General features: G+C 43.4%; 15 protein-coding genes and 1 pseudogene. 13 read left to right on the top strand and 3 right to left on the bottom strand.

What is annotated here, in order from left to right; genetic code table 11:
• Positions 1–26 precede the first annotated feature (26 nt).
• From HMPREF2983_RS10410 to HMPREF2983_RS10385, 6 genes are all read left to right on the top strand, one after another.
• The gene (locus tag HMPREF2983_RS10410; protein WP_070668124.1) at positions 27–932 is read left to right on the top strand and encodes a helix-turn-helix domain-containing protein; all 906 of its coding nucleotides are present in this window, start codon (positions 27–29) and stop codon (positions 930–932) included.
• Between the two features lie 340 nt (positions 933–1272).
• Positions 1273–3270 carry an NAD-dependent DNA ligase LigA gene (gene ligA / locus HMPREF2983_RS10405; RefSeq protein ID WP_070668122.1) on the top strand — a complete coding sequence of 666 codons (1998 nt, stop codon included), beginning with the start codon at positions 1273–1275 and terminating at the stop codon, positions 3268–3270.
• 77 nt (positions 3271–3347) lie between these two features.
• Positions 3348–4022, top strand: coding sequence for a tRNA (guanosine(37)-N1)-methyltransferase TrmD (gene trmD / locus HMPREF2983_RS10400; protein ID WP_004378780.1), 675 nt, complete (start codon positions 3348–3350; stop codon positions 4020–4022).
• A gap of 168 nt (positions 4023–4190) precedes the next feature.
• Positions 4191–6203 (top strand): OPT family oligopeptide transporter, encoded by a 2013-nt coding sequence (locus HMPREF2983_RS10395; protein ID WP_070668120.1) that lies wholly within the window; start codon positions 4191–4193, stop codon positions 6201–6203.
• A gap of 32 nt (positions 6204–6235) precedes the next feature.
• The gene (locus HMPREF2983_RS10390) at positions 6236–7444 is read left to right on the top strand and encodes a GDP-L-fucose synthase family protein (RefSeq protein WP_070668118.1); all 1209 of its coding nucleotides are present in this window, start codon (positions 6236–6238) and stop codon (positions 7442–7444) included.
• A 15-nt stretch (positions 7445–7459) separates the two neighbouring features.
• Positions 7460–8452, top strand: a complete 993-nt coding sequence (locus HMPREF2983_RS10385) for a type I phosphomannose isomerase catalytic subunit (RefSeq protein WP_070668116.1) — start codon at positions 7460–7462, stop codon at positions 8450–8452.
• Between the two features lie 662 nt (positions 8453–9114).
• On the opposite strand, the gene HMPREF2983_RS10380 is transcribed toward HMPREF2983_RS10385, so the two are convergent.
• On the bottom strand, positions 9115–10185 hold the full coding sequence (locus tag HMPREF2983_RS10380; RefSeq protein ID WP_070668114.1) for an OmpA family protein: 1071 nt from the start codon (positions 10183–10185) through the stop codon (positions 9115–9117).
• Between the two features lie 230 nt (positions 10186–10415).
• On the opposite strand from HMPREF2983_RS10380, the gene cobU reads away from it, so the two are divergent.
• From cobU to cobC, 4 genes are read left to right on the top strand one after another with little or no spacing between them, the layout of a single operon-like run.
• On the top strand, positions 10416–10943 hold the full coding sequence (gene cobU / locus HMPREF2983_RS10375; protein WP_070668112.1) for a bifunctional adenosylcobinamide kinase/adenosylcobinamide-phosphate guanylyltransferase: 528 nt from the start codon (positions 10416–10418) through the stop codon (positions 10941–10943).
• A gap of 5 nt (positions 10944–10948) precedes the next feature.
• Positions 10949–11986, top strand: a complete 1038-nt coding sequence (gene cobT, locus HMPREF2983_RS10370) for a nicotinate-nucleotide--dimethylbenzimidazole phosphoribosyltransferase (protein ID WP_070668110.1) — start codon at positions 10949–10951, stop codon at positions 11984–11986.
• A gap of 3 nt (positions 11987–11989) precedes the next feature.
• The gene (locus tag HMPREF2983_RS10365; RefSeq protein ID WP_070668108.1) at positions 11990–12793 is read left to right on the top strand and encodes an adenosylcobinamide-GDP ribazoletransferase; all 804 of its coding nucleotides are present in this window, start codon (positions 11990–11992) and stop codon (positions 12791–12793) included.
• On the top strand, positions 12790–13326 hold the full coding sequence (cobC, locus tag HMPREF2983_RS10360; protein WP_070668106.1) for an alpha-ribazole phosphatase: 537 nt from the start codon (positions 12790–12792) through the stop codon (positions 13324–13326). Before HMPREF2983_RS10365 ends, cobC begins: the two co-directional genes overlap by 4 nt.
• 67 nt (positions 13327–13393) lie before the next feature.
• Here cobC and HMPREF2983_RS14340 read toward each other — a convergent pair.
• Positions 13394–14174, bottom strand: a pseudogene (locus tag HMPREF2983_RS14340) (transposase).
• 626 nt (positions 14175–14800) lie between these two features.
• On the bottom strand, positions 14801–15181 hold the full coding sequence (locus HMPREF2983_RS10350) for a hypothetical protein (protein ID WP_070668104.1): 381 nt from the start codon (positions 15179–15181) through the stop codon (positions 14801–14803).
• A gap of 88 nt (positions 15182–15269) precedes the next feature.
• On the opposite strand from HMPREF2983_RS10350, the gene lepA reads away from it, so the two are divergent.
• From lepA to HMPREF2983_RS14335, 3 genes are all read left to right on the top strand, one after another.
• The gene (lepA, locus tag HMPREF2983_RS10345) at positions 15270–17063 is read left to right on the top strand and encodes a translation elongation factor 4 (RefSeq protein ID WP_070668102.1); all 1794 of its coding nucleotides are present in this window, start codon (positions 15270–15272) and stop codon (positions 17061–17063) included.
• Between the two features lie 54 nt (positions 17064–17117).
• A complete protein-coding gene (locus tag HMPREF2983_RS10340) occupies positions 17118–17714 on the top strand; it encodes a Crp/Fnr family transcriptional regulator (RefSeq protein ID WP_004370915.1) in 597 nt (198 codons plus the stop codon).
• A 612-nt stretch (positions 17715–18326) separates the two neighbouring features.
• A complete protein-coding gene (locus HMPREF2983_RS14335) occupies positions 18327–18662 on the top strand; it encodes a hypothetical protein (RefSeq protein WP_070668098.1) in 336 nt (111 codons plus the stop codon).
• Positions 18663–18718 lie beyond the last annotated feature (56 nt).

The following is an 18718-nucleotide window of genomic DNA, read 5'->3' as shown; positions in this document are numbered from 1 at the left end:
TGCATCATATTTCAAACCAAAAAGAGATGCAAGACAAGCCCCTTTCACTTACATTCGACCGCTTCAAGAAACTCGTTGAGTCTCACAAAAGCGACTTTCCCGGCAATATCGTCGTCACCAAAGACTTCTCCGTGGTCACCGATTTGAGGTATGCTCTCCAAGCAGTACTGCGGATTGGCTCGATATTTCAGCTGCAAGACTATCGCTACGGCTTGATACGTACGGGCAAAGCTACAGTGCGTTTCAATCTTCTTGATAAGGAATTAACAGCCGGAACCCTTGTTTTTCTCACGCCGGGAACCATCATTCAGCCCCTTGAAGCATCGCAAGATTTCAACTTAACCGGCATGGCATGCTCACCCGATTTCATGCATCTTGCCATGAATGATGCCATTCCTGCCACCTTCAACCGACCAATGACAGACGCTCAAAAACAGCTTTCTGATGCTGAAAACAATTTTATTCAACAACTTTTCGGATTGCTTCTCCAAGCTGTTTCGAAAGAACCTCACAGTCAACAAGTGATTAAAAGCATCATTCGTACGATTATCTATCAATACGATTTCCATTTTTCGATGGTAAAGGACAATGTGACTTCGGAACATTCCAACGAGCGAAATATCTTCGAACGCTTTATCTATTTGGTCAACAATCACTGTAAACAAGAACATAAAATGGCTTTCTATGCAGACAAGATGTGCCTCACCGACCGCTATCTTGGTACGGTTGTGAAAGCGATAAGCGGGCAGACGGGCAAGGAATGGATAGACCGTGCGCTGATCACTTCAGCCAAAGTGTTGTTAAAACACAGTGACAAGAGTATTGCACAGATAGCAGAAGAACTGGATTTTCCTACCGTCAGCTTCTTCTGCAAATATTTCAAAAGGCTCACACAGATTACCCCCAATCAATTCCGCCAGGCCTGTTCATAACAACACTCCTTAGCAACGGCGTTGTAACTTGCGTCACTTCAGCGTGTGATTCAAGTCATATCAGCGCGTCATCTGCGTCAAATCACACGCTGAAGTGACGCAAGTTACAACACAACTATAAATCACTCATTATCACAGTCTTATCAACAAGCTGATTCATCTTTTGTTATCTCATGATAAAAAGTAGTTTCTCTGATGAGGAGAACACACGGTATTTTTTATCCGAACTCCCTCTGAATTTCATCTCATACAAACAGCAACAACTTTTTATGGCATTATCAACGATTTGTAATATAAATATTGTATATTTGCTAAACCATAACCATCTATATCTAAAAAAATGGCAGAAGACAAATTAAGGAAAATGCGCGAGCTGGTTGATTTGCTCAATCGGGCTGCAGATGCATACTATAACGGACAAGGCGAACTGATGACCGATTACGAATGGGATGCCATGTTCGACCAAGTGAAGCAATTAGAAACAGAAACCGGACAGAAGTTTCCCGACTCGCCGACCAACCGCGTTTCGGAAGACAACATCACCGGACAGAAAGAAGAACATGAGTTTCCTGCCCTTTCATTGGCCAAGACCAAACAGCCCACAGAGCTTGCTAAATGGGCCGAGGGACGTCCAATCTGGCTCAGTTGGAAGCTTGATGGCTTGACACTTGTAGTCACTTTCGACAATGGAAAGCTTACAAAAGTGGTGACACGAGGCAACGGGCATATCGGAACAAATATCACTCATCTGGCCAATGCCATTCAAGGCATCCCCCAAGAGATTAAGTCCAAGGGGCATGTTGTAGTTCGGGGAGAATGTGTTATCAGCTATGCAGACTTCGAACAATTCAATATCGAGAGCGATGAAGAATATGCCAACCCGCGCAACTTGGCCTCGGGCTCGCTGACATTGAAGGACGTAAACGAAGTCAGACAGCGTCACCTCAACTGGATACCCTTTACATTGGTCTATACAGAAGAGCCGATAAACTCGTGGGGAGCACGTATGGACTGGCTCGAACAAAACGGCATGAAAGCCGTAGAACGCGAAAAGATAGAGGTCCCCACCCTGCAAAATATAGAGCAGGTGATTGCAAAATGGACGGAGAAAGTGACCGGAAAGGTAAATCCCTACCCTGTCGATGGCTTGGTTATCACCTATGATGACACGACATTTGCACAGACAGGAAGTGTCACGGGGCATCATGCTACGCGTGCCGGCTATGCTTTTAAGTGGCAAGATGAAAGTGCAGACACGGTTTTAGACCACATAGAATGGAGCTGTGCAGCCAACACCATATCGCCGGTTGCCGTGTTTACACCGGTTGAATTGGAGGGAACAACCGTGAAACGTGCCTCACTTTGCAACATCAGTGAATGCGAACGCTTAGGCATTGGCGGTCAAGGGACGAAATTGAGTGTTATCAAAGCCAATAAAATCATACCCAAAGTAATCCGTGTCAACGAAAAGATTGGTGATTTGAAGATACCTGAAGCATGCCCAGTTTGTGGTTCAAAGACTCAGATTACCATGAGTACGGCCAGCGAAACCAAGACCCTTCACTGCACCAATGGCAAGTGTCCGGCCAAACAGTTACGCAAGTTTGCCCGCTTTGTGAGCAAGGAAGGTGTAAACATTGACGGCATGTCGGAACAGACCGTGGCAAAGTTTATCAACTTGGGTTGGGTGAAAGAATATGCCGATCTTTACCAACTCAAGAACCATGCGCTTGAACTTTCATTCCTGGAAGGCTTTGGTGAGAAGAGTGTGCGTAATCTATTACATGCTATTGAAAAGGCCCGCGATGTTGAAGCCCACCACTTTCTCTATGCATTGAGTATTCCGTTGTGTGGTCAGGACGTTTGCAAACGACTGCTCAGTGCCTATCCGCTGCATGAGATTATTGATATTGCAAGCGGTAAAAGCGATAAAACTGTGCCGGGAGTAGAGGCTCCTTTCTCGCTCATTGCAGGCATTGGGCCCGAAAAGAGCAACCAGATTGTGAAATGGTTTCATGATGAAGAAAACCGTATGATGGTTGAAAAACTGCTCCGACAGGTGCATATCAGCCAGGAAAACAATGAGGCAAGCGGTGAAAACTGTAAGGGATTGACCTTCGTTGTAACCGGCGATGTGAACCATTACAAGAACCGAAACGAGCTGAAAGCCTACATTGAGAGCCAGGGAGGAAAGGTAACGGGAAGCGTCAGCAAGTCGACCAACTATCTGATCAACAACGATGTGACCTCTGCCAGCTCTAAAAATCAGAAAGCACAACAGCTTGGAATCCCCATTATTTCAGAAGAAGAATTCATCAACCTGTTTGGAAATGAATGATATAAAACAAGGGACTGAGAACCGATAAAACTGCGGCAGACTTGTCCAATCCGATAAAAAGCATTACTTTTGCAGCCATGAGAATTGATATTATTTCAGTAATACCGGAGATGATTGAAGGATTTGTCACAGAATCTATCCTTGCACGCGCCCAGAAAAAGGGCTTGGCAGAGATCCATTTGCATAATCTTCGTGACTATACACTTGATAAATGGCGCCGTGTTGATGACTATCCGTATGGTGGAAGCGCAGGTATGGTGATGCAATGTGAACCGATTGACCGCTGTATTTCTGCCCTCAAAGCCGAACGCGACTATGATGAGGTGATTTATACCAGTCCGGACGGTGAACAGTTCGACCAGCATATAGCCAACGAATTGTCGCTGAAAGGCAATATCATCATTCTCTGTGGCCACTATAAAGGCATAGACCAGCGCGTCAGAGATCATCTGATTACACGTGAAATCAGTATCGGCGACTACGTATTGACAGGCGGAGAACTTGCCGCTGCAGTGATGACAGATGCCATTGTAAGGCTTATTCCTGGTTCAATCAGTGATGAACAGAGTGCTTTGAGCGACTGTTTTCAAGACGATATGCTTGCTGCGCCAATCTACACCCGCCCCTCTGACTATAAAGGTTGGAAGGTTCCTGAAATTCTTCTCAGTGGAAATGAGGCGAAAGTACGCCAATGGGAGTTTGATCAGGCTATGGAACGAACCAAGCGTTTGCGTCCGGACCTGCTGAAATAAGAACGATATAAAATCGGGAGACAATAGCTGCTTCCCGATTTTTTTTATGCCTAAACCAGAAGACTTCATGCTATCCTTCATGACAAATGTGAATATTCTTATGCAAAAACTCCCAATTATTTTGATTTTATCTTCATTTGCTTTACCTTTGTAGAAGATTACGAAATTATGGAAAAAGAGACAAAAGAGTTGGAGGCAGTACAGCTGCCCGAGAACGCGTTCCGTGAACTCAAGGAAGGCGAAGAGTATGAACCGGTGATGAGTCCGTCTAAGGTTTATCCCGAAGTTAATAGTTGGTCAGTTATATGGGGCATTCTCATGGCTGTGCTTTTCTCGGCTGCTGCCGCTTACTTGGGACTGAAAGTCGGCCAGGTTTTCGAGGCCGCAATCCCGATTGCCATTATCGCAGTGGGAGCCTCTACAGCTGCCAAGCGGCGCAATGCACTTGGCGAAAACGTGATTATCCAAAGTATCGGTGCCTGTTCAGGGGCTGTTGTAGCCGGTGCTATCTTTACTTTGCCCGCCATTTACATACTTCAAGCCAAGTATCCTGAAATGACTACGTCTTTCATCAAGATATTTCTTGCATCGGCATTAGGAGGTATTTTAGGCATATTGTTCCTTATCCCATTCCGTAAATACTTTGTCAGCGACATGCATGGCAAGTATCCTTTCCCCGAAGCTACAGCCACCACGCAGGTTCTTGTGAGCGGTGCCAAGGGCGGAGACCAAGCAAAGCCTCTTCTGTTATCAGGTCTTGTAGGTGGTCTCTACGACTTTATCGTGGCATCATTCGGCTGGTGGAATGAGAATTTCACAAGCCGTGTTATTGGTTGGGGCGTTGATTTGGCCGACAAAGCAAAGCTTGTTTTCAAGGTCAATACAGGTTCAGCCGTACTTGGTTTGGGCTATATCGTTGGTCTGAAATATGCACTTTACATCTGTTTTGGAAGCTTGGCAGTGTGGTGGTTGATTGTTCCAGGCATGTCACTCCTGTTCCATGACCAGATATTAAACCAATGGGATCCTTCCATTACACAGACAGTGGGTGCCATGAGCCCCGAAATGATTTTCCGTTCCTATGCCCGAAGCATTGGTATCGGCGGCATTGCAATGGCCGGTATCATTGGTATCATCCGTAGTTGGGGTATCATTCGCGATGCCGTTGGCCTTGCTGCACGTGAGTTGAAAGGGAAAGGTGGAAACATAGATGAGGTGAAACGCACGCAACGTGACATCAGTTTCAAAATTATTGCCGTGGGAAATATTGTCGTGTTATTGCTCACTTTTATCTTCTTTCTGACAGGTGTGATGCATGGAAATCTGCTTTTTGCCGTTGTGGGAATATTGCTTGTGACAGTCATTGCATTTCTTTTCACCACGGTTGCAGCCAATGCAATTGCTATCGTGGGCAGCAATCCTGTATCTGGAATGACGCTGATGACCTTGATTTTAGCCAGCGTTGTGATGGTTTTCGTTGGTCTGAAAGGATATGCCGGCATGTTAGCTGCGCTCATAATGGGAGGCGTTGTTTGTACTGCATTAAGCATGGCGGGCAGCTTCATCACTGATTTGAAGATCGGTTACTGGTTAGGAACGACACCACGAAAACAAGAAAGTTGGAAGTTCTTGGGCACGTTAGTGAGTGCTGCTACAGTAGGCGGTGTGATGATGTTGCTTAATGAAACCTATGGATTTGCAAGTGGAAGTCTTGCTGCTCCACAGGCCAATGCAATGGCTGCTGTTATTGATCCGCTCATGAATGGTGTTGGTGCGCCCTGGATACTCTATGGCATCGGTGCACTATTAGCCATTATCCTCACACTATGTAAAGTTCCAGCGTTGGCCTTTGCATTAGGAATGTTCATTCCCTTGGAACTGAACGTACCGCTTGTTGTTGGTGGTGCTATCAATTGGTGGGTGACTTCGCGCAGCAAGGATGCAGAAGTGAACAAGCAGCGTGGCGAGCGTGGCACGCTCATTGCCTGCGGTTTTATTGCTGGGGGAGCGCTGATGGGTGTTGTAAGTGCATTGTTGAAGTTTGCAGGATTGGAGATTTGGTTATCCGACATGGGGCTTTCTGTACCTGCAACATGGTGGACGAACCCATTAAGTGAGGTATGTTCGCTCATCGCTTACATCTTCTTAATCCTCTTTTTCGTCAGAGTTACACGCAAATAATTTAGTTACAACAGGATATAAACCATAAGAAAATGACATTAGCAAAAGACAGTAAGATTTATATTGCAGGCCATCACGGACTCGTAGGCTCTGCCATTTGGAAGAATTTAGAGCAACGCGGCTATACGAACCTCATCGGACGGAGTCATAAGGAATTGGATTTGACTGATCAATTGGCCGTCAGAAAGTTTTTCGATGAAGAACAACCAGATGCTGTAGTGCTTGCAGCTGCATTCGTCGGAGGCATTATGGCCAACTATCTTTACCGTGCCGATTTCATCATGCAGAACATGAAAATGCAATGCAACGTGATAGAAAATGCTTATAAACATGGTGTCAAAAAACTGCTTTTCCTTGGCTCCACATGCATCTATCCAAAGAATGCACCACAGCCAATGAAAGAAGATTGCCTGCTTACTTCACCTTTGGAATACTCGAATGAAGAATATGCCATTGCGAAGATTGCCGGACTAAAGATGTGTGAAAGCTACAACCTGCAATATGGAACGAATTATATTGCCGTCATGCCTACCAATCTTTATGGCCCAAATGATAACTTCCATCTGGAGAATAGTCATGTGATGCCGGCAATGATGCGCAAGATTTATTTAGCAAAACTCATTCATGACAATGACTGGGAGGCTATCCGAAACGACATGAACAAACGTCCTATAAACCCTACAGACGCCCTGCGCGAACGCATCGGTGAAGGCAATGTTGATGGCAACAACACGAAAGAACGCATCTTGAAAGCACTTGCTTTCTATGGCATCGAAGACAACAAGGTGACACTTTGGGGCGATGGAAGTCCGCTGCGCGAGTTCCTTTGGAGTGAGGACATGGCTGATGCCAGCGTGCATGTGCTGTTGAATGTTGACTTCAAGGACATCATCGGCATTGACAAATATTCATCTGTTTTCTATGGTGCAAAGACTGACGGCACTGTAGACCGCAACAACTCAGAGGGTCGTGGCGGTGCCATTCCGTCGCTTGGTGAAATCCGAAACTGCCACATCAATGTGGGAACGGGCAAAGAACTCACAATCCGCGCGCTCGCCGAACTTGTCGTTAAGACTGTCAATTTCACCGGAGAAGTCATCTGGGATGCAACAAAACCCAACGGCACACCACGCAAGCTCATCAATGTAGATAAGTTGCATAGCCTCGGCTGGACACACAAGATAGAAATCGAAGAAGGCGTAGAGAAACTCTATGACTGGTATCGCGAGAGTCTCAAATAAAATCAACATAAACTTATGGAACATTTATATCCGCTACTGTTTGAACCCAACCTGCATGAAACCGTGTGGGGAGGAAAGAAACTCACAACCTGGAAACATCTGCCAGAACATGCTGCTCCCGTGGGAGAATCATGGGAAGTGAGTGCTGTGCCATCAAGTATTAACATCATTGCCAATGGTGATTTCAAAGGCATGGATCTCGTTTCGCTCATCAATCGCTATCCTACAGAGATATTGGGAGAACATGTTGCCAAGCAATATAAAGGGCAAATGCCTCTTTTGGTGAAATTCATTGATGCCCGAGATGACCTCAGCATACAGGTTCATCCCAATGATGAAATGGCACAAAGAGTACATGGAAAATTCGGGAAAAGCGAGATGTGGTATATCATCGACGCTGATCCTGAAGCCTCTCTCTATGTGGGTTTTAAGCAGAAAATAGACGAAAATGAATATAAACAGCGCATTGCCGACGGCACTATTACCGATGTATTGGCACGCCACAAGGTACATGCAGGTGATGTATTTTATCTCCCTGCCGGACGTGTGCACGCTATCTGCGGTGGTATTCTGCTGGCCGAAGTACAACAGAGCAGCGATCTCACCTATCGCATCTATGATTACAACAGACCCGGCATTGACGGGAAACCCCGAGAACTGCATACGGACTTAGCTGCCAAAGCCCTCGATTTCCATGTCGAAAAAGACTATCGCACACATTATTCCATTCAAACAGAGTGTGACTGTCCGGTGCTTTCCACACCCTATTTCAATGTACACATCGTTGACACGTCTTCCCCATTCCACCGTAACCTCATCGGAAACGACAGCTTTGTCATTACGATGTGTCTTAAAGGTGATTGCAAAATTCATATTCATAAGACAGGAGACGAGATTGAATTACGTGAGGGTTTCAGCTGCATGATTCCCGCAGTAATCGCTGACTATGACCTCATTCCTATGAATGGGCACACAAAGGTACTTGAAACTTTCATTGATAAAAGATAGCTGTATTTCGTGAATATCATCATAGTACAGCTCATATTCCATAGTAAAAAAGCATGACACAGAAAGACTATCAATGAATATAATAGCATATAGGATTGCTACATATTGAGTTAGTTTGCCCCAAAAAGTATTCAATCTAACTTATCGTAAGCAGTAGTTTGCATCTTTTCGTGTTAAACTTCGGTATAGATTTCCAAACAAGGAATATTCCTTTAAACGTTTTATGCGCTATTTTACTGGTTTTTAAATTCCAAAAAGCCATGTAAAATAGCGCATATTACGTTTCAACTTGCGTCACTTCAACGCCTAATCTGCGTCAAATCAGCATGCAATATGAGTCAGATTACATCGTAATTCAATACAAATTAAAACCATGTATTGGACAGTATAAAAGATTGTCCTGTAAATATTGAAATCATTATAAACTGACTTAATAAAATTCTTCATTAGAACTTTCGTTATCTATTGATTGCAGCTAAGTCCAATATCAACACTTCAGACAGATGATAATAACGAATGTGCAGGTTAGATTATCAATGTTTCACATTGACTTAATCCACAATATATTGTATCTATAGAATAAAAACGCTATATACATAAAAAAGAAATCCCCGATGGATTGCTCCATCGGGGATATATTTTTGTAATTAGTATTAGCTAAATTACTTTACGTAAATTACAGCGAGGCGGTTAGATGTAGTACCCTGAACACCCTTACCATCAGCTTTCTCTACGTTTACACCCTTATTCTTCAAGTAGTTAGCAACAACGTTTGCACGGTTCTGAGAGAGTCTCTTGTTAAGTGAGCTTGAACCCTCTGGAGAAGATGTACCAACAATCTGAACTGTACTACCCTTAGCTACGTTGTCAAGAACAGACTTAGCTTCGCTTGTCAAAGTAGACTTGCCCTGTGCGAATGTTACGAACAATGGATTAACAACTGTTGCTGCACCAGGAACTTCCTTAACAACTTCCTTGATAACCTCTTTTGGTTTCTTAGCAAGTTCATTGCGAAGGTCGCTGATCTGTGAGTTAAGAGCATCAATTTCGTTCTGATCACGAGGAGTAACAATCTTGAAGTTGTGAGTACCGTTAGAGGTCTTGAACTTGTAGATCAAACCTGCATTCAACTGAACATAGCTGTGATTGATGTTATACTGGATACCACCATTACCCATATTGTACGGAGTTCCGCTCTCATCATTCAAACCATAGTTGATAGATGGCTCTACATAGAACTGCCAAGCTTTCTCTGCACCAAAGTTAAATGCGAAGTCAAGACCCAATTTTGAAGTCAAGTTATTAACTTGTTCGAAACGCTTGTATTCAGCAGAGTTACCAAACAAGTGACCCCAACCGAGACCTGCAACAGCAACAACCTCGAATGGACGTGGCTCACCTTTATAACCACCAAACCAGTTACTCAGGTTCAAAGTACCCAACAGGCTTGTATTCAAGAAACGAACAATTGTACCTGTTGAAGTGTAAGGCTTATTTGAGAAATAAGCATTGCTTTCAACTGCCAAACCTACAACAGGAGTAAACCAACGACCGATACGAACACCAGCGTTAGGATCCAAACCCTTCAGCCAAGAATGACCAGTTGTCTTTGTAGCAACACCACCATTAACACCGATATAGATGTTATCGAAAGTCTTGCTTTCCTGTACTGTCTGAGCAGAAGCCGATACTGTCATCAAAGCAGCAGCAGCTAATAAAACTAACTTTTTCATGTCTCTCTAAAAAATTAATTAATTAATAATTATTGTTTGTATTTCTTTTTCTTGTTTACGAGTGCAAAGTAATTAAAAAATATCGAAACAACCAAATTTTTACAACAGAAATTATGCTATAGAACATAAAAAATGAGAAAAATCAATTATTTAACCTAATTAAAGGTTATTTTCTGTTGTTTTCATTGCTGTCTACCTATTCCTAAACAACTTTTTAGTATCTTCGCAACATGAAGAAAATCATATTGATTACAGGTGGGCAACGCTCTGGCAAAAGCATGTATGCAGAACAATTGGCCTTATCCATGACAAGCCACCCCATATATTTGGCAACCGCACATATATGGGATGATGAGTTCAGACAACGTGTGGCACGGCATCAAGAACGCAGGGGAAGTAATTGGACAAACATAGAAGAAGAGAAATATCTGTCACGGCATAATATATATAATAAGGTGTGTGTAATTGACTGTATTACACTTTGGTGTACTAACTTCTTCTATGATAAAGACCGAAAAGTGAGCGAACAGCCCAGTGTTGCTGATGCACTGCGAGCCATAGAGAAAGAGTTTGATAAATTTACCAACCAAGAAGCCACTTTCATCTTTGTAACCAATGAGATAGGAAGCGGTGGTGTAAGCGACAATGCTATACAAAGGAGATTTACAGATATGGAGGGATGGATGAATCAATATGTAGCTTCCAAGGCAGATGAAGTAATTCTTATGGTATCAGGAATACCTGTCAAGATTAAATAAACAAGATGAATTTCAAGATTGAAATACCCGATGAAAGTATCAGACAGGCGCTCATCAACAAGATAGACAATCTAAATAAGCCCAAAGGTTCATTGGGAAGACTGGAAGAACTTGCCCTGCAAATAGGACTTATTCAACAATCATTAACTCCCTCTCTTGCCCACCCTTGCCACCTGCTTTTCGGTGGTGATCACGGCATTGAACGTGAGCATGTGTCTGCATCTCCACGCGATGTAACCTGGCAACAGATGATTAATTTCACCCAAGGAGGCGGAGGTGTGAATATGTTTTGCCGTCAACATGGTTTTAATTTACATATCGTTGACATGGGAGTTGACCATGATTTAAGTGCTTTTCCTGCTATTATCAATCGCAAGATTGCCCGAGGAACAGGAAATTTTCGCTATGAACCTGCCATGACTGAAGCACAGTTCTATCAAGCAATACATACAGGTGCAGAACTTGTTGACAGCTGTGCTAAAGAAGGGTGTACGATTATCTGCCTTGGAGAAATGGGAATAGCCAACACCAGTCCTTCAAGTATCTGGATGAGTATCTTTGGAAAGCTTCCCTTGAAGGATTGCATTGGCGCAGGCTCTGGACTCAACTCCGAGGGCGTATGCCATAAACTTGAGGTTCTGCAAGCATCACTCGACAATTTTCAAGCACAAAACTATAAGCCCGTTGATGCTATCCGCTACTTCGGAGGCTTTGAAATGGTTGGGGCTATTGGGGCTATGCTCCGTGCTGCAGAACGTCACATGGTCATCCTTGTTGACGGGTTCATCATGACAGCCTGCATGCTGGCTGCTTCTCAACTCTATCCTGATATTCTCGCTTATGCCGTTTTCGGTCATTGCAGTAATGAAGGAGGACACCACGACATGCTTAACCTCATGAATGCCAAACCGTTATTATCCTTAGATTTAAGACTCGGTGAAGGCACAGGCGCACTATGTTCCTACCCGATTATCGACTCTGCCATACGTATGATGAACGAGATGAACAACTTTGACAATGCTCATATCACCAAATATTTTTAACTGATGAGAATTGATATTCAAAACAATATTTCATGGCGCGACCGCCTATTTGCGGCCTTGACTTTCTTTACTCGTTTCCCCTTTTGGCGCATATACCAACCAAAGAAAGAAGCTTATGAGACCGTAGTAGAGTTATGGCCGCTTACAGGATGGCTTACTGCGGGTTGCATGTCGGCCACACTTTATTTCGGTTCGCTGTTTATGCCTGTCACCTTAGCTGCTATTGCAGCCATCATCATACGCATTATGATTACCGGAGCACTGCATGAAGACGGACTTGCCGACTTCATTGATGGTTTTGGAGGAGGGGGAAGCAACCGCCAACGCATACTCGACATCATGAAAGACAGTCACATTGGAACCTATGGCGCACTTGGATTAGTGCTCTATTTTCTGTTGCTTTATCAATGTCTGACCATTCTTCCACCTCGCACCACGGCTCTGATGATACTCGCAGCCGACCCTTTTTTCAAAATGTTTTCAGCCAATCTCATTCAATATATGCCCTATGCACGAACAGCTGAAACGGCCAAAAACCGCGTGGTCTACCGTAAATTAAGCATCAAATCGGGTATATTTCTCTTTTTCCAAGGTATGCTTACAGCCATTCCCCTATGGTATTTCATAGGAGTTCCCTACCTCTCTATCGCGATTCCTGCACTTGTATATTATCTGCTTTATCTGCTGATGCATCATCGCATTCAAGGCTACACAGGCGACTGTTGCGGTGCTGTTTTCCTATTGACAGAACTCAGTTTCTATCTCACCTATATCATCATTTCATTTCAACAGGCAATCAATTTATGAAAGTAACGCTCATCAGACACACCAAAGTGGACGTCCCTAAAGGCACTTGCTATGGTTGGAGCGATGTTCCCGTGGCCAATTCATTCGAAGAAGAAGCTGCTGTCACGAAGCAGAACCTCATGAAAAAGCAACCTTTCGATGCTGTGTTTTCCTCACCTTTGACACGTGCACGCAAGCTTGCTGCCTATTGCGGATATCCCAATCCCACGCTCGACGACCGCCTCAAAGAAATGAACATGGGCGATTGGGAAATGCGACTCTATGATGACATTGCCAAAGAAGACCCGCACATTCTGGCGTGGTATAAAGACTATATGCATCTTGAAGCTACAGGAGGTGAGAGTTTTCCGTTGCTCTACGACCGTGTTTCAGCTTTCCTCGACTGGTTAAAGACACAGTCTTATGACCACGTTGCTATCTTTGCTCACGGTGGAGTGCTCATCTGTGCAGGTATTTATGGCGGACTGTTTGCAAAAGCAAATGCCTTCGAAAACCTTGTGGCATTCGGAGGCATACAAGAGATTGAAATATAAAACCTTTATCACTCAAAAGATTGTCAATTTTGGCGTAATGGACATTTGGTAGGCTGGTTATTCCAGCCTACTTTTTTGTATTTATGAATCCATCTATAAACTTCTTTTTATTAGCTTTATTCAATCCATTATGATTAGGAGTGCTCTTTTAAGTTGTGAGTTAAATCCTTCCAACAGGTTTGTTGTATTAGGTATTTGTATATCTGGATGCCCCTCACACGTATAGAACCATGTCAGATGTGCCTTAATAGAACGTCTTGCCGTTCTAAGCCTTTTCAGGTCGTCTTGCCCGAGATTAGAAGAGTTCGTTCATTTAGGAACTCTTTCCATTTATCACACCATTTATCAAAAGCTGTTATAAACTAGTCTTTTCTCATAGAGAACATCCTTCTAATTAATGCCAATAATTCAACGCCTGCAGGCAAATGCAGATTGTTTGTAAGAAGCCTTCTAACTATCTGAAATTAGTGAAGTTGACACATTTATACGGGACAGAAACGTATAGCTTACAAAAGCCCCATGTGCCCATCACATATCACTGCTTTTATTATAGTTCCACGCTCCGCAATATACCGAAGTCCATCAAGATAATCTCTATTAGTTTCGTTCTTGACAAACTTGCGATAGGGTATTTTGCCTGATGAAGCATCCTGAAACTGCATCACGCCAAATGTCCTGGAAAAGTATGTTGTATCCAGTATTATTACTGCAGATTTGGGGTAAGTAGCAGTAAAGCTATTTACCACTAAGCTCAACCTACGTCGTATGGCTCGCTCTGAACATTTATAAAGAGTGGATAGAACAGAAATCGTCCGATTTGCCGTCAGATAGTCATTCCATAGAGAAATATTATATATACGCAGACCACCTTGAAATTGCCTACCACAATCCTTGCAGGAATACATCTGAACAGAACGTCGATATCCATTCTTTTTAACATTTGAGCTATTACAGAAGATACAGTTTTTATTCATAGGTTTTCAAATGCTGCAAAGGTAGTAAATAAAAGGATTCCGAGAGGTTTCAGCCTACCAAATGTCCATTACGCCTCAATTTTGAACATTCTCTCTTTCTTATAGAGAACTTCTCTTACTTTCCCCAAAGGCTCAAAAGATTATTCCTCTTTTGAATTTAAATCCAGTTAAGTCGTTTTTTTATAACTCCATTTAGATAATGACTTTTGTCTGCAAAAAAAGCATTTTTTTCAAAAAATACAAGTATTAATATATCTTTTCTAAATTGAGTACAAAATATATACCTAACATATATATTAGTGATATTGCTATATAGTCGCCCCTTAAAAACAAGCGTTTTTATAATGCTTACTATTTTATAACAGAAAAACAAGTCTCCGCAGACCAAAAGTGCTTGTATTTCCCGTAGACAAATGGATTGCAGATTTCCAATTTGTTTTACAGGACTGCAATATAGTCGGATAAATGCCGCTTAAATCTGGCCAAGAATAAATTAGTATTCAGAACTTCTCCTGATAAAGTGTTTTCTTTGGGTCTTTGGCTGAGCGGACAATATATTTGAAATGGAAACCGGCTTCGCGATAGGTTTTTAATCCCGTGTCGTTCAGCAGCCCCTCACGAAGCCCGTCTGACAGTTTTGTCCGATTGGTGTTGACAATCTCCGTGTTGTCCATTTTGTCGGTGAATGAGCAGAAATAAATCAGCGTGCGCGTTGTTTTGTCGAATACCATGCTGTCAGTGCGGGTGAAATTCACAACAGGAGTGGGGCACATCTTCTGTGTATATTCCTTGGCTTCACGCGCCGCCCGTTCCTCGATAGTCTCATGATGGCAGGCTGTAAAGGTCAGCAGGACAAGGGCGGAAAAAAGAATCTTTTTCATTGTCTGATAGTTTTATTTTTTGCAAAGATACGAAATTATCAGAGAATTTTCTTTATCTTTGCATGGTAAAAAAAGCAGATTATAAGCAATGGACACGATAAGCAATATTAGGAATTTCTGTATCATCGCCCATATCGATCATGGCAAATCGACACTTGCCGACCGACTTTTGGAGAAGACGCAGACGATTCGGATTACCGAGGGACAGATGCTCGACGACATGGAACTTGAGCGTGAGCGTGGCATCACGATTAAAAGCCATGCCATTCAGATGAACTATAAGGCTCAAGACGGTGAGGAATATATTCTTAACTTGATAGATACGCCGGGACATGTGGACTTTTCTTACGAGGTGTCGCGGTCTATTGCTGCCTGTGAGGGGGCATTGCTTGTCGTGGATGCCACGCAAGGGGTGCAGGCACAGACAATCTCCAATCTCTACATGGCCATAGAGCATGATTTGGAGATTATCCCGATTATCAATAAGATTGATATGCCGAATGCCATGCCTGATGAGGTGGAAGATGAGATTGTGGAGCTTATCGGGTGTGACCGAAAGGATATTATCCGTGCTTCGGGAAAGACCGGTGAGGGCGTGGAAGATATTCTTGAGGCTGTAGTAGAGAGGATACCAGCACCTGTGGGCGAGCTGAATGCACCGGCACAAGCGCTGATTTTCGACTCGATCTTCAACAGTTTCCGTGGTATTATAGTGCTTTGCAAGGTTCTCAACGGGAAGATACGCAAAGGCGAGAGGGTGAAGTTCTTTAATACCGGCATGGAATATGATGCTGATGAAGTCGGCGTCTTGAAAATGGATATGGTTCCTAAGGACGAGCTGTCGACAGGCGAGGTGGGCTATATCATCAGTGGCATCAAGACTGCCACGGAGGTGAAGGTGGGCGATACGGTTACTTCTGTGGCCAATCCCTGCAGCGAAGCTATCGCGGGTTTCCAGGAAGTGAAGCCCACGGTGTTTGCCGGCGTATATCCTATTGACCCTAATGATTATGAGAACCTGCGTGCATCGTTGGAAAAGCTCCAGTTGAATGATGCTTCTCTGACATTCTCTCCGGAGAGTTCTGTGGCTTTGGGTTTTGGTTTCCGCTGTGGTTTCTTGGGATTGCTTCATATGGAAATCATTCAGGAACGACTCGACCGCGAGTTTAATATGGATGTTATCACCACTGTGCCGAATGTTTCCTATATGGTCTACGACAAGCAGGGGAATGTCAGAGAAGTGCATAATCCGTCGGGATTGCCCGAGCAGACACTCATAGATCATATTGAGGAGCCTTATATCCGGGCATCGATTATCACGGCGGCCGACTATATCGGCCCGATTATGACGCTGTGTCTCGACAAGCGGGGAGAGCTGATAAAGCAGGAATATGTCAGTGGAAATCGGGTGGAACTTCATTTCATGATACCGCTTGGGGAGATTGTGATAGACTTCTATGATAAGCTGAAAAGCATTTCGAAAGGCTATGCCTCGTTCGACTATCATGTGGATAGCTTCCGTCCTTCGAAGTTGGCAAAGTTGGATATTCTGCTCAATGGAGAACCCGTTGATGCCCTTTCGACGCTGACCCATGAGAGTAATGCCGTATATTTCGGCCGTCGGATGTGTGAGAAATTGAAAGATCTGATTCCCCGTCAGCAGTTTGATATTGCTATTCAGGCAGCCATTGGTGCCAAGATTATAGCCCGCGAGACGGTGAAGCAGGTAAGAAAGGATGTCACTGCAAAATGCTATGGCGGTGATGTCAGCCGTAAACGTAAGTTGCTTGAGAAGCAGAAACAGGGAAAGAAACGAATGAAACAGGTCGGAAATGTGCAAGTTCCTCAGAAAGCTTTCCTTGCCGTGCTCAAGCTCGATTAATTCGGATGCAGCAAAGCAGAACACTTAAATATTAATTATGGAGGATTTCCTAACATGAGAGAACCATTGAACACACCACGGGATATTGCCCGTGAACTCGCCCGTAAATACAGTACGATGACGCATGACGAGCTTGATGTTTTAGAGAGTATTCTTGTGCCGATGAAATTTGGCAAGAACGAAATGATACTGAAAGAAGGCGAGGTATGTGAGAATATCTATTACATAGATCGGGGAGTTATACGCCAATTCTATTTCAAAAACGGCAAGGAAGTTACCGAACATTTAGGTTCCGACCGCTCTATCTTCATGTGCATAGAGAGTCTGTTTCTTGAAATTCCTACCCTTTTGCAGGTAGAGACAATAGAGCCTTCAGTGATTTACGCTTTGCCTAAGCATCGTTTGGAACAGGTGGCCTTGCACAACGTGAACATTCAAATTCTATATCGTAAGATATTGGAAGAAAGTTTGATTCTCTCCCAGGTGCATGCCGACTTGGTGCGTTTTGAAACAGCGGGCGATCGTTACAAGAAGATGTGCAAGCTCATGCCACAGGTGGTCTTGCGTGCTCCGCTTGTGTATATTGCAAGCTATCTGCAGATGACGCCCGAAACATTGAGCCGTGTCAGGGCGACAACACTGATTGATTGAGACGCAAAATAAAAACGGAGGCAGTGTCAAAATACAAATGCCTTTTTGAAAATCTTATCTGAAACAAATCAATAAGAAAAGACCATTTCAAAACTCGTTTTGAGCAGAGAAATGGTCTTTTTCTTTGCTTTTTCGGGAAATTCATTCAGATACAGGGGTAAATCATCAGTTTTCATGAAAAACTGTTCAGATACGATAGTAAATTGTCGATTTTCGGGAAAATCAGTCCAGATACGGGAGTAAATCATCAGTTTTCGGTAAAATCTGCTCAGATACGATAGTAAATTATCAATTTTCGGGAAAAATTGTCCAGATACGGGAGTAAATCATCAATTTTTGGGAAAATCTGCTCAGATACGATAGTAAATCATCAGTTTTCATGAAAAACTGTTCAGATACGATAGTAAATTGTCGATTTTCAAGAAAATTAGTCCAGATACGGGAGTAAATCGTCAATTTTCGGGAAAATCTGTCCAGATACGGGAGTAAATTGTCGATTTTCTGGAAAATCTGTCCAGATACGGGAGTAAATCATCAATTTTCGGGAAAAATTGTCCAGATACGGGGTACGATGAACGGAAAACGAGAAAAAGAGGCTTTCGTAGGGGTACGATGAACGGAAAACGGCAAAAAGAGGCTTTCGTAGGGGTACGACGGGTAAAAATCGGCGAAAACAGGTTATCCCCCGTGAGGGAAAATCAAAAAACGATTAAAATCGGCTTTCCCTCATGGGGGAAAACAAGAAATCATCGAAAATCGCTTTTCCCTCATGGGGGAAAACAAAAAATCATCGAAAATCGGCTTTCCCTCACGGGGGAAAACAAGAAATCATCGAAAATCGCTTTTCCCAACTTTGGGAAGACTGAAAATCAGCAAAAATCGGCTTTCCCAACTTTGGGAAGACTGAAAAACAGCGAAAATCGACTTTCCCAACTTTGGGAAGACTGAAAATCATCGAAAATTGGCTTTCCCAACTTTGGGAAGACTGAAAATCAGCGAAAATC

This window comes from Prevotella sp. HMSC077E09, from assembly GCF_001814685.1.
Taxonomy (GTDB): domain Bacteria; phylum Bacteroidota; class Bacteroidia; order Bacteroidales; family Bacteroidaceae; genus Prevotella; species Prevotella oris.
This window is presented reverse-complemented; position numbering and strand designations above follow the sequence as displayed.